The organism is Pseudomonas endophytica (assembly GCF_001411475.1).
Lineage (GTDB): Bacteria > Pseudomonadota > Gammaproteobacteria > Pseudomonadales > Pseudomonadaceae > Aquipseudomonas > Aquipseudomonas endophytica.
This window is the reverse complement of the sequence record NZ_LLWH01000165.1, coordinates 89146-101916: the sequence shown is the minus strand read 5'-3', so window position 1 is coordinate 101916 and position 12771 is coordinate 89146. Positions and strand designations below refer to the sequence as shown.

Annotated in this window: 11 protein-coding genes; 7 read left to right on the top strand and 4 right to left on the bottom strand. The window is 52.7% G+C overall.

What is annotated here, in order from left to right; genetic code table 11:
* Positions 1–132: 132 nt before the first annotated feature.
* Together AQS70_RS11945 and nfuA are read left to right on the top strand one after the other, a co-directional pair.
* On the top strand, positions 133–2442 hold the full coding sequence (locus AQS70_RS11945) for a fatty acid cis/trans isomerase (protein WP_055102980.1): 2310 nt from the start codon (positions 133–135) through the stop codon (positions 2440–2442).
* Between the two features lie 112 nt (positions 2443–2554).
* Positions 2555–3139 (top strand): Fe-S biogenesis protein NfuA, encoded by a 585-nt coding sequence (nfuA, locus tag AQS70_RS11940; RefSeq protein ID WP_019409695.1) that lies wholly within the window; start codon positions 2555–2557, stop codon positions 3137–3139.
* 89 nt (positions 3140–3228) lie between these two features.
* On the opposite strand, the gene cobM is transcribed toward nfuA, so the two are convergent.
* The 3 genes from cobM to AQS70_RS11925 all read right to left on the bottom strand — a co-directional run bounded on the left by cobM (position 3229) and on the right by AQS70_RS11925 (position 4946).
* Entirely contained in the window at positions 3229–3978 is a 750-nt protein-coding gene (gene cobM / locus AQS70_RS11935; RefSeq protein ID WP_055102979.1) for a precorrin-4 C(11)-methyltransferase, read from the bottom strand.
* Positions 3979–4053: 75 nt separating this feature from the next.
* Positions 4054–4440, bottom strand: a complete 387-nt coding sequence (locus tag AQS70_RS11930) for a cobalamin biosynthesis protein (protein ID WP_187331812.1) — start codon at positions 4438–4440, stop codon at positions 4054–4056.
* 140 nt (positions 4441–4580) lie between these two features.
* A complete protein-coding gene (locus AQS70_RS11925) occupies positions 4581–4946 on the bottom strand; it encodes a response regulator (RefSeq protein ID WP_055102977.1) in 366 nt (121 codons plus the stop codon).
* Between the two features lie 187 nt (positions 4947–5133).
* Here AQS70_RS11925 and AQS70_RS11920 point away from each other — a divergent pair, with 187 nt between their 5' ends.
* The 5 genes from AQS70_RS11920 to AQS70_RS11900 all read left to right on the top strand — a co-directional run bounded on the left by AQS70_RS11920 (position 5134) and on the right by AQS70_RS11900 (position 11661).
* Positions 5134–8610 carry a response regulator gene (locus AQS70_RS11920; protein WP_055102976.1) on the top strand — a complete coding sequence of 1159 codons (3477 nt, stop codon included), beginning with the start codon at positions 5134–5136 and terminating at the stop codon, positions 8608–8610.
* On the top strand, positions 8611–9426 hold the full coding sequence (locus AQS70_RS11915) for a CheR family methyltransferase (RefSeq protein ID WP_055102975.1): 816 nt from the start codon (positions 8611–8613) through the stop codon (positions 9424–9426). It abuts the gene before it with no gap.
* Positions 9423–10031 carry a chemotaxis protein CheB gene (locus AQS70_RS11910; RefSeq protein ID WP_055102974.1) on the top strand — a complete coding sequence of 203 codons (609 nt, stop codon included), beginning with the start codon at positions 9423–9425 and terminating at the stop codon, positions 10029–10031. The genes AQS70_RS11915 and AQS70_RS11910 overlap by 4 nt, the downstream gene beginning before the upstream one ends.
* Positions 10022–11218 (top strand): hybrid sensor histidine kinase/response regulator, encoded by a 1197-nt coding sequence (locus AQS70_RS11905; protein ID WP_055102973.1) that lies wholly within the window; start codon positions 10022–10024, stop codon positions 11216–11218. The genes AQS70_RS11910 and AQS70_RS11905 overlap by 10 nt, the downstream gene beginning before the upstream one ends.
* Before the next feature lie 65 nt (positions 11219–11283).
* Entirely contained in the window at positions 11284–11661 is a 378-nt protein-coding gene (locus AQS70_RS11900; RefSeq protein WP_055102972.1) for a response regulator, read from the top strand.
* A gap of 45 nt (positions 11662–11706) precedes the next feature.
* Here the strand turns inward: AQS70_RS11900 and AQS70_RS11895 are convergent, their stop codons facing one another.
* Entirely contained in the window at positions 11707–12765 is a 1059-nt protein-coding gene (locus tag AQS70_RS11895; protein ID WP_055102971.1) for a HEAT repeat domain-containing protein, read from the bottom strand.
* Positions 12766–12771: the final 6 nt, after the last annotated feature.

Sequence of the window (12771 nt, the reverse complement as noted above, 5' to 3'; positions counted from 1 at the left end):
ATGCAAAAGATGGCAAATCATAACAAACCTGCGCCGGATTTGAGCGCTGGAAGATTTGCATGAATTTCGCTCATGTTTGCTGGGCGGCCGCACAGGTAGAATCGCGGCATTCTAATATCAGGACATTGGCACATGTTTTTACGCCTACTCACCAGCGCCGTGACGCTGGTGCTGTGCAGCACAGCGCTGGGCCAAACCCCGCTGGCCAGTCCGGCTGTTCCCCCGACTATTTCTTATGTTCGGGATATACAGCCGATCCTTACTGAAAAATGCGTGGCTTGCCATGCTTGCAACGACGCCGCCTGCCAGCTCAACTTGGGAAGTGCTGAGGGCGCCACCCGTGGCGCCAGCAAAGTGCCTGTCTATAAGGGCGACAGAACGACGGCTATTGAACCCACCCGAATTTTCTACGATGCCAGTGGCCCGGATCAGTGGCACCGTAAAGGCTTCTATTCTGTGTTGGATGCGCAAGGTTCGCAGGCTGCATTGATGACGCGCATGCTTGAGTTGGGTCACAGCACGCCACTCACGCCGAATGCCAAGTTACCCAAAGAAATCGTGCTGGGCCTGAACCGCAACAATGTCTGCCCAGCGCCGGGCGAGTTCGATGCCTATGCGAAAAAACACCCTAAAGAAGGTATGCCGCTGGCCGTAACTGGCCTTACCGACAAACAATATCAAACTGTCCAAGCGTGGCTTGCGCAAGGTGCGCCGGTTGACCAAAACGCCATTAAGCCAAGCCCGGTTGAAGCGGCGCAGATTGCTGAGTGGGAGGCATTGCTCAATCGGCCGGGCTCGTCCGAGGCGTTGGTAGGGCGTTGGTTATATGAGCACTTGTTCTTGGCCCACGCTTATTTTGATAACGGTGTGCCAGGGCATTTCTTCCAATGGGTGCGCTCGCGTACACCGAGTGGTCAGCCCATTGACCTGATTGCAACTCGTCGCCCGGATGACGATCCCGGCACCACCTTCTTTTATCGACTGATGCCGGTGCAAGGCGTGATTGTGCATAAAACCCACATCACCTATCCAATGGGCAAGCAAAAGCTTGCGCGGGTCAAAGAGCTTTTTTACAGCGGTAACTGGCGCGCGACCTCACTGCCGGGGTACGGGCCGCGCAGCCGAGCCAACCCGTTTCAAACGTTCGAAGCGATTCCGGCCGTTGCGCGTTATCAGTTCATGCTCGATAACGCCGAATATTTCGTGCGCACCTTTATTCGTGGGCCGGTCTGTCGTGGGCAAATTGCCACAGACGTGATTCGTGACAGCTTCTGGGCGATGTTCCAAGAGCCTGCGCACGACCGCTATATCACTGACGCCGCCTATCGGGGTGAGGCAACCCCTTTGCTGGCGATGCCTGGGCAGATTGATAACGTGGGCAGCATCCTCACGCTGTGGCACAACTATCGCGACAAGCGCAATGAGTACGTGAAGCTGCGTCAAGAGACCTATGCCGACATGCCGCCACCGAGTTGGGCAACCTTGTGGGCAGGCAATGACAACGCGCTACTGACTATCTTCCGACACTTTGACAGCGCCAGCGTCACCAAGGGCTTGATCGGTGAAGTGCCGCAGACAATGTGGTTGTTTGATTTCCCGTTACTGGAGCGGACTTACTACCAGTTGGCGGTCAATTTTGATGTGTACGGAAACGTATCGCATCAGGCCCAAACGCGGTTGTACTTCGACTTGATTCGCAACGGCGCTGAGGTCAACTTTCTACGCCTGATGCCCGATGATGCCCGCGCAAGCATTCTTAGCGACTGGTATCAGAACAGCGGCAAGCTGAAAATGTGGTTGGACTATCAGAAAATCGACACCAGCACGCCGACCGGCATGATCTTGGATCCGGTCGATCCGAAACGTGATTTTGCCCTCAAGCTGATTGAGCGTGCAGGCACTCTGAATGCCAGCCCTGATCCAATCAACCGTTGCACCGGGGCTTACTGCTCAAGGCCCAACATCGCCCAAGAGTTTCAGTTCGCTGAGCAAGCGCTAAGCCGTCTAACTTCGCGCCCGGCGGCGGGGCTGGCGGTCATTAAACAATTGCCAGAAGCCAGCATGCTGCGGATTGAGGGCAGCGACGGCAAGCGTGAGATGTACAGCATGCTGCGTAACCGTTCGCACACCAACGTGGCCTTTATGCTCGGCGAGGCTTACCGGTTGCAACCTGGGTTGGATACGCTAACGATCTACCCTGGGGTTCTCAGCAGTTACCCGAACTTTATGTTCAACATCCCGACGGGCGACGTTGAGGCGTTTGTAGAAGCCATGGAGCACTCTAAGACCCAAGCAAGCTTTGACACTATCGTCGAGCGTTGGGGGGTTCGCCGCAGCAACCCGCAGTTTTGGCAGTACTTTCACGACATCGGTGAGTACATCCATGAAACCAATCCGGTAGAAGCCGGGGTTCTGGACATGAACCGCTACGAAAATCTGTAAGGGGCCCGGTAATTTTTAACTGAGAGAAGGCAGATTGCCTGACAAAAATACTGGGACTTTGTCAGGCGTGCCGATTGGCGTAAACTGCCCCCCAAGTCTGCGAGGAGATTCCATGAGCGCTATAACGATTACCGACGCTGCCCACGATTACTTGGCTGATCTGCTGTCCAAGCAGAACACGCCGGGTATCGGCATCCGCGTCTTTATCACCCAGCCGGGCACTCAGTATGCTGAAACCTGCATAGCTTACTGCAAGCCTAATGAAGTAAAACCTGAAGACACCGCCATCGGCCTAAAGAGCTTTACCGCGTGGATCGATTCTTTCAGCGAAGCGTTCCTTGAGGATGCAGTGGTGGATTACGCCACAGATCGCATGGGTGGACAGTTGACGATCAAGGCGCCCAACGCCAAAGTCCCGATGGTTAATGCAGATAGCCCAATCAACGAGCGAATCAACTACTACTTGCAAACCGAGATTAACCCCGGTTTGGCCAGCCACGGTGGTCAGGTTAGCTTGATTGAAGTGGTTGAAGACGGGATCGCTGTGCTCAAGTTCGGCGGTGGTTGCCAAGGCTGTGGTCAGGCAGACGTGACCTTGCGTGAAGGCATTGAGCGTACCCTGCTTGAGCGAGTACCAGAGCTCAAAGGCGTGCGTGACGTGACCGACCACTCGCAGAAAGAAAACGCCTACTACTGAGTGATCAGTAAAAGGGTGTTCGCTGCGAAGTGAATGAAAAAACGGTGCCCCGTGAGCACCGTTTTTTTTCGCCAGTTAATCGCTACAGGCTATGAGGGGCGATAAACATGCGCGTGTCCGGCTCGATACAGTGACGAATCGGCAAAACCATCACTGTCCAGAACCCGGCCAACCAAAATCAACGCTGTGCGTTTGAATCCCTTGGTCTGTACTTTGGCTTCAATGTCTTCAAGTGTGCCTTGCACCCAGTCTTGATCAGGCCAGCTGGCACGATGAATGACTGCAATCGGACAGTCACTGCCGTAATGCGGTATCAATTCGCGAACGATGTTCTCAAGGTGTTTAACCCCAAGATGAATGGCCATGGTTGCGCCGTGCGCCGCCAGGCTTGCCAGCTCCTCGCCTGCGGGCATCACGGTTTTATCCGCATAACGAGTCAGAATGACTGTTTGTGATACGTCAGGTAGTGTCAGTTCGGCCCCTAAAATGGCCGCACACGCTGCCGTAGCAGTTACGCCAGGGATGATTTCATACTCGATGTTCAGTTGGCGCAAGCAGCGGATTTGTTCACCAATAGCGCCATACAAGCTCGGGTCGCCTGAATGTACACGCGCCACGTCTTGGCCTTTGGCGTCAGCGTGTTTAATAAGACCGATAATCTGTTCTAGATGCAGCTCTGCACTGTTAACAATCTGTTCAGCGTGATTGCCTTCCAATACAGCGATGGGCACGAGCGAGCCCGCATAAATAATGACCGGGCATGTTCGAATCAAGCGCTGGCCTTTGACGGTGATCAGCTCTGGATCGCCGGGCCCGGCGCCGATGAAGTAAACAGTCATGGCAATCTCTAAAAAGGTCGAAATAGAGCTGCTCTTGAAGAGCGCTCATAGTGAATCGGGGAATTATGGCGTTTTTTATCCGGCGCAGGCCAATGCAAAGGTTGCCATTGAAGAGGCTTGACGAGGAATTATCAGTTTTGCAGACGTCCCGCTTAGCTGTTCGGCCAACGCCAGCGCCGTGCTTTCCGCGATCCCCCAGCACCCCGTTTGCTGGTAGGCAACCGTCGAGTGCTGGCTCAGCCTTGAAGCAAAGGGTTCAAGCTGCAGCGCACTGAACACCTCAAAAGGCAGGCTCAACCGCGCAGCCAACTGGATCAGGCCAGGCTCATCACGCTTGAGATCAATACTGGCCAGCCCGTGAACGCTGCTTAATGTGATTGCCGCCTGGTCAAGTGCTTGTTGAATCAGCGCTAGCAAGTCGTCGCAACTGCATCCCTGGCGACATCCAAGGCCAATGATCATAGTTGGCGTATGTGTGCCAGGTTGAACCAATGCCGCAACTCCCGGTTGAGGGTAGGGTGATAGTGCAGGGTGTTCAACACGCTAGAGCCCTCAAAGGGCAGAGTGGGCAGTGTTGATGAATGGGGTTTAACGTCTCAGCTTTATCGCGCAACCAGCATGCTTTTAACCTTGTTGCGCAATTGATCAATCGAGAAAGGCTTACCAATCACGCCCATGCCTTCAGGTACCTCAAGGGCTTCAGCATAGCCGCTGGCAAACAGAATCGGCAGTTTCTGGTGCAGCTCTCTAGCTTCGAGTGCCAGTGCCTTACCCGTCATTCCAGGTAGCCCGACATCGGTCATCAGCAGGTCAATCTGATGCTCATTATTCTTTAGTAGTGCCAATGCACTGTTGCCATCTTCTGCTTCAAGCACTTGGAACTCCAGCTCTTGTAGCACGTCAACGATCAGCATTCGAATAATGGCATCGTCTTCAACTACAAGAATGGTGGAGGGTGTTGCGGACATAGGCATGATCTCGCTAAAAATTTGAAACCAGTGCGGGTTTATCCGCGCATGGTGGGTAAGAATAGCGTTGAGTCGCGCCAAAATGCTTATTTTTGTAAGAAAAATCTATGTCTGAAGTAAGAAAGCTGAACTATTACGCCGTAATCCTTCAAACTCCGCTTAATTTATGACGTCCACAGGCTAAAAAATGAACTCACCTGCATCTATTGATGAGCGAAGCTTTCGCAAACTGCTGAGCCGTAACGTAGGTTTGCCTTTAGCGGTCGGCGTGCTGAGTGCTGTGTTGTTTGTGCTGATGATCAGTTATTTGCTATCGGTTCTCAAATGGGTTGAGCACAGCGATCGGGTCATTAGCAACACCAACGAAGCGGTGAAGCTGACCGTCGATTTGGAATCCGGCATGCGCGGTTTCTTGATCACCGGTGATGAGCATTTTCTAGATCCTTACGCGGTGGCCAAGCCGCAAATTTTTGCGCAGATTCAGAGTTTGCAAGCGCTGGTCAGCGATAACCCGCAGCAGGTTGATCGCCTGAAACGAATCGAGGCGCTGCAAAACGAATGGGCGACTTATGCCCAGCAGATGGTGGATTTACGTCGTCTAAATGGCGACTATCGCTCGGCGGTGCAGACCGGCCGTGGCAAAAATCTGACCGACCAAATCCGTCAGCAGTACGACGATTTTATTCAACTGGAGCAACAGCTGCGGGTCGCTCGCAATGACGAAGCGAGCACCACGACGATTGCCTGCGTCGCGCTGTATCTGTTCTTCGTGGTGGGTCTTGGCGGATTTTTAGCTTATGTTGGGCGCAGAGATTTATTAAGTCTTTCAAAGAGTTATCAAGAAAACCTCGCGCTTCAAACCAAAGCAGCGGATCGCTTGGAGCGCCAAGCGTGGTTGCGTAATGGCCAGACCGAGTTGGCTGAACAAGTGCTGGGGCGGCTGACGCTGAATGGGCTGGGGCGCAATATTTTGCAGTTCTGCGCGCAATACTTGGATTCGGTGGTTGCCGCGGTTTATGTCCGTGAAGACCACGGTGGTCTAAGGCGCATCGCGAGCTACGGCTTTTCTCGCGAGCAAGAACAACGTAATGAGGTTATCCATAACGATGAAGGCATTGTCGGGCAAGCCGCGCAACAGGATCAGTTGATTCGTCTGGACAACGTGCCTTCCGATTACTGCTTCAAAGTCAGCTCCGGACTGGGTGAGGGCGCGCCCCGTAGTGTGCTGGTGGTGCCGACCAGTGATGATGATCGAGTGAACGGCGTGATTGAGTTGGGCTTCCTACGGCCGCTTGAAGACCGAGACATCGAACTCTTCGAATTGATCGCTGACAATATTGGCACCTCGATTGAAGCCGCGCGTTATCGCCAACGGTTGCAAGAAGTGCTGGCCGAAACTCAGCAACTCAATGAAGAGTTGCAGGTTCAGCAAGAGGAGCTCAAAACCGCTAACGAAGAGTTAGAAGAACAGTCGCGCATCCTTAAAGAGTCGCAGATCAGCCTTGAGGCGCAACAGGCGGAGCTTGAGCAGACCAACGAAGCCCTGGCAGAACAGCGTGATGCCATGGACCGCAAGAACACCCAGCTCAATCAGGCTCAGGAGCAACTGGAAGAGCGTGCCGATGAGTTGCAGCGCTCCAGCAAGTACAAGTCGGAGTTCTTGGCCAACATGTCCCATGAGCTGCGAACGCCCCTTAACAGCTCACTGATTTTGGCAAAACTGCTCTCGGAGAATCCGCAGCAGAACCTCACCCAGGAACAGGTCAAATTTGCCGAGTCGATTTACTCGGCAGGCAACGACTTACTCAACCTGATCAACGATATTCTGGATATTTCCAAGGTTGAGGCCGGCAAGCTTGAGGTTCGCCCTGAAAACACTAGTGTGGCGAGAATGGTTGACGGGATTCGTGGACTGTTTCAGCCGCTCGCCAATGAGAAGTCGCTGGAGTTCAGAGTAGATCTGCAACCCGGCACGCCAGCCCTGATTTATACCGACAGCCAACGTTTGGAGCAGATCCTCAGAAACCTGCTGTCCAACGCGTTTAAGTTCACCGAAAAAGGCCAGGTTAGCTTGGCAGTTTCGCGTCATCCGGGTAATGCCATTGCATTTGTGGTGACTGACTCTGGCATCGGCATTGCTCAAGAACAGCAAGAGAGCATCTTCGAAGCATTCCGCCAGGCTGATGGCACCACCAACCGTAAATATGGTGGCACCGGGTTGGGCTTGTCTATTTCGCGGGATCTGGCGACATTGCTTGGTGGATCCATTAGCGTCAGCAGCGAATCGGGGCGAGGCAGTACATTTACCCTGATCATGCCCGAACTATTTGTGGAAGATGCCGAGCCACATGCTCCGGTTAACGTTATTGCTGCGCCCGCGCCCCAGCTCGCACTGGGTAGAGCCTTATCTCAGCCAATATTGGATGCTCCGCTAAACATTCCGCGCTTTTTAGATGATCGCGAGCAAGCCCCATTCACCACGCGCTGCATTTTGGTGATTGAGGATGAACCCAACTTTGCCCGCATCCTCTACGATCTGGCGCACGAGTTAGGTTATCGCTGCTTGGTTGCGCACGGTGCTGATGAAGGCTTCAGCCTAGCCGCAGAGTTTATTCCCGACGCCATTTTGCTCGATATGCGATTGCCCGATCACTCCGGGCTCACGGTTTTGCAGCGCTTGAAAGCTTTGGCTGCGACCCGACACATCCCGGTACACGTGATTTCGGTGGAAGACCGTGTTGAAGCCGCCATGCACATGGGGGCCGTAGGCTACGCGGTTAAACCCACTAGCCGTGAAGAGCTTAAAGATGTCTTTGCCCGTCTAGAATCCAAATTGACACAAAAGGTCAAACGCATCCTGCTGGTCGAAGACGATGATCTACAACGCGACAGTATTTCCCGTCTCATTGGCGACGATGACATTGAAATCACCGCGGTTGGCTTTGCTCAAGAAGCGCTCGACCTGCTGCGCAGTACCATCTACGACTGCATGATCATTGATCTCAAACTGCCTGACATGCTGGGTAACGAATTGCTCAAGCGTATGTCTACTGAGGACATTTGCTCATTTCCGCCGGTCATCGTTTACACCGGACGCAATCTGACACGCGATGAAGAAGTTGAACTGCGTAAGTACTCACGCTCGATCATCATCAAAGGTGCGCGCTCACCTGAACGTCTGTTGGACGAGGTCACATTATTTCTGCACAAAGTGGAATCTCAGTTGTCCCATGAGCGCCAAACAATGCTCAAGACGGCTCGCAGTCGCGACAAAGTGTTCGAAGGGCGCAAAATTCTGCTGGTTGACGACGATGTACGAAACATCTTCGCCCTCACCAGCGCGCTAGAGCATAAAGGCGCGATTGTGGTCATTGGCCGCAATGGTCGTGAAGCGATCGAGCGTTTGAATGAAGTCGAAGATATCGACTTGGTGCTGATGGACGTGATGATGCCGGAAATGGACGGCTACGAAGCGACTATTGAAATTCGTAAGAACCCGCGTTGGCGCAAGCTGCCGATCATTGCAGTCACGGCCAAGGCGATGAAAGACGATCAAGAACGCTGCCTGCAAGCCGGCTCGAATGATTATCTGGCTAAACCGATTGATCTTGACCGACTCTTTTCGTTGATTCGAGTTTGGCTACCTAAAATGGAACGACTCTAAGTGCTGCGAAACATCGACATCGAGATAAGGCTGCTGATCGAGGCGATTTACCTCAAGTACAGCTATGATTTTCGCGATTACTCCGGTGCTTCGATCAAGCGCCGGGTTCAGCATGCGTTGCGTCAGTTTGACTGCAATACCATTTCGGCCTTGCAGGAGCGCGTACTGCATGACCCGGCGGCCTTTATGCAACTGCTGCAATTGCTGACGATCCCGGTGAGTGAAATGTTTCGCGACCCCGAACACTTTTTGGCCATTCGCCAAGAAGTTGTACCGATTCTGAAGACGTATCCGTCCCTGAAAATCTGGATCGCAGGGTGCAGCACGGGTGAGGAGGTGTACTCAATGGCCATCTTGCTGCAGGAAGAAGGGTTATTGGACCGCACCATTATTTATGCCACCGACATCAACCCCCGCTCGCTTGAAAAGGCTAAGCAAGGGATTTTTTCGTTGGAAAACATTCGTGCTTATACCCACAACTATCAAAAGTCTGGTGGGCAGCGCTCGTTTGCCGACTACTACACGGCTGCCTATGATTACGCGATTTTCGACAAGCGCCTGCGTGAGAACGTGACCTTTGCCGATCATAGCCTTGCGACGGACAGTGTTTTTTCAGAGACCCATTTAATTTCGTGTCGCAACGTATTGATTTATTTCAATAAAAAGCTACAAAACAGGGCGTTTGGGTTGTTCAGTGAGTCGCTGTGTCATCGTGGTTTTTTGATGCTTGGCAGTAAAGAAACCTTGGATTTCTCGGATTACAGCACTCAATTTACGTCTTTGCTTAAGCAAGAACGGATCTACAGAAAGCTATGAGCGTCAAAAATATTGAAATCGCTGGCTTGCGGCCTGTCAAAGCGATTGTCATTGGGGCATCTGCGGGGGGCGTTGAGGCGCTGCTGAAAATCTTCGCTGATTTGAAGCCCGGTTATGCGTTGCCTATCATCGTTGTTCTGCACATACCCGACGAACGTCGCAGCCAGTTGGCGAGCGTTTTTGAGCAACGTTTATTGATACCGGTCAAGGAAGTGCTCGATAAGCAGCCAATTACGCCGGGCACGCTATATTTTGCAGCGCCGGGTTACCATGTTTCGGTGGAGAACGATTTTAGTTTTTCGTTGAGTCGAGAGGACCGAGTGCATCACTCACGCCCCTCGATTGACTACCTTTTTGAATCCGCAGCCGATGTGTATCAACACGCATTGGCTGCGATATTACTCACCGGCGCTAATCAGGATGGTGCACAGGGGTTAGACACGGTCAAACAACTGGGTGGCTTGACTGTCATTCAAGACCCTGACGAAGCCTGTATATCAACCATGCCGCTAGCGGCATTGGAGCGTTGCCAACCGGACGGCATTCTGCCTTTGAAGGGCATTGCCCGTTTGCTTGTTGAGCTGGAACGAATCGAATGCCACTAAGCGATATTCAAGCCAAGCTGCTGATCGTAGATGATCTGCCAGAAAATTTATTGGCGCTGGAAGCTTTAATCAAGCGTGAAGATCGGGCGGTCTACAAAGCCCTGTCTGCTAACGAAGCTCTTTCATTGTTGCTACAGCACGAATTTGCAATGGCCATTTTGGACGTGCAAATGCCGGGCATGAATGGCTTTGAGTTGGCCGAGTTGATGCGCGGGACTGAGCGCACCAAAAATATCCCGATTGTGTTTGTCAGTGCCGCCGGTCGGGAAATGAATTACGTCTTTAAAGGCTATGAAAGCGGTGCGGTCGACTTTTTGCATAAGCCATTGGACATTCACGCGGTTAAAAGCAAGGTTAATGTTTTTGTCGATCTATGGCTGCAAAGCAAAGCCATGCAGCGTCAGGTCGAAGCGTTGGAGCAAAGTCGTCGTGAGCAAGAAACGTTACTCGCCCAATTGCAAGTGACGCAGGTTGAACTGGAGCATGCTGTGCGCATGCGTGACGACTTTATGTCGATTGTGTCACATGAAGTCCGCACACCGCTCAATGGCCTGATACTGGAGACTCAGCTACGCAGGATGCACCTAGAGCGAGGTAATACGCAGGCCTTCAGCATGGAAAAATTGCAGTCCATGGTTGAGCGCGATGAAAGGCAGATCCAGAGCTTGATTCGCTTGGTTGAAGACATGTTGGATGTGTCACGTATTCGAACTGGCAAGCTGTCAATTCGCCCCTCGGCGTTCGACTTGTCTCAGCTTGTCAGCAATTTGCTGGAGGTGTTTTCGCCCCAAATAAGTGCCTCGCACGCCAGTGTGAGCCTCCACGCACAGCAGTCGATCATCGGGCAGTGGGATGAGTTCAGGATTGAGCAGGTTATTACAAATTTGCTCACCAATGCCCTGCGTTATGGCGCTAATAAGCCTGTTGATGTAGCTGTTTACACCGAGGGGCAATATGCCGTGGTGCAAGTGCGTGACCAGGGTATCGGTATCAGCCAAGAGAATCAGCAGCGAATTTTCCAGCAATTTGAACGGGTATCCAGCACTCAGGTGGTTTCAGGTTTGGGGCTGGGCTTATTTATTTCGGAACAAATTGTTGCGGCCCACAGTGGCAAAATAGAAGTATCTAGTGAGTTGGGCGAAGGTGCCTTGTTTAAGGTGTATTTGCCGTTGGTACAAAAGATCTAAATTGCCCGCAACCTATAGCCACGACTGCGGTCGTAATGGCAGCAATGTTCGGATTAAGGTTTCCCATGAGTGAAGATGCCCAAGATGTTGTTTTGATCGTCGAAGACGATCCCTCGATCCTGATGGTCCTCAGTACTTACCTTTCAGGTGAAGGCTACAGAGTATTGCAGGCTGAAAACGGTGAGCAGGCGTTTGCGATTTTGGCAACCAAGCCGCACCTAGATCTCATGGTGACGGACTTCCGTTTGCCGGGTGGGATTTCAGGGGTCCAAATTGCCGAGCCTGCAGTGAAGTTGCGCCCAGATCTCAAAGTGATTTTTATCAGTGGTTACCCGGCAGAGATTCGCGACACCGGCAGCCCGATTACGCTCACAGCGCCGATCTTGGCCAAACCGTTCGACTTAGACACCTTACAAGGGCAGATTCAAAAGCTGCTGGCCTGAATGCGCAAGCCACAAGCGCCTAGCTTATAGCTCGAAGCTAAAGGTCTACAACCCTTGTTGCAGAGCGGGATCATCAGGATTCTGCTGTTCTAGTTGTGCCAGCAGTACTTGTACATTTTGTATTTGGCCGGTCTCGTTCCAGTACCGAATCAATAACAGTCGCGCCTTACGGTTGGCTGGCTGGCGCTGCAGTAATTCTTCGAGCTGATGCTGCGCCGGTTCCAATTGTTCAAGATCATGTAAGGCAATGGCCAGCTTGTAACGGTAATCGCTGTTCTCAGGCTCCAACTCTACCGCTTTGGCCAGACCCAGCAAGGCGTATTCAGTTTGCCCATGGTTGAGTAACCAGATCCCGAGCGCATGTTGTAGGTAAGCAGAATCTGGGTGTGCCTTGAGTTGCTTTGCCAGTAACGCATTGGCTTGATCGGTTTTACCGCGTTTATCCAACAGCTCAATTTGGGCCACAACCGCCTTGAGATTCTCTGGATCCAGTGCGGAGACTTTTTCCAGTACCGCTTGCGCCTCATTCAGTTGTCCTTCATGCAAATACAAGCGCGCGAGTTGAGCTAGGGCCTGCGGGTCCTCGGGTTGAGTCTTGAGTTCGCGCTCGTACTCATCTATCACGTGTTGCAGTGGGCCGAAATACAGACCTTGCTCGTCGGGGGATAAGCCCAAAAGGGCTCTGGCAGCCGCGAAACGAACGCTTTGTTCAGGATCATCAAGCAGCGGCCCGAGTAATTGAGTGCGCTGAGCATTGGGCACCAAGCCTGCAATGCTTTGGATTGCCGCTTTGCGTACCAACGGGGAGGGGTTTTGCAAATCGCCATCGGCCAGCTTAAGCGCACGCGGGCTTGGGTAGTGGGGCAGTTCGGCATGCAGACTGGCACGGCGGATGTCAGATAGATCTGTTCGAGCCAGTTGTTGATACAACACGCGAGCGGCACCAGGCTGGCCGTTATGGGCTTGTTCCAGAGCGGATGAGTAACTGTAGCTCACGCTGCTCGACGTTACGGTAGTCGGGGCAGGGCGCATCCAATACCAAAGACCGACTGCGATGAGTGCAGACAGAAGGCTAACAACCAAGTAACGGCGAGGCTGAGACATGCAAAA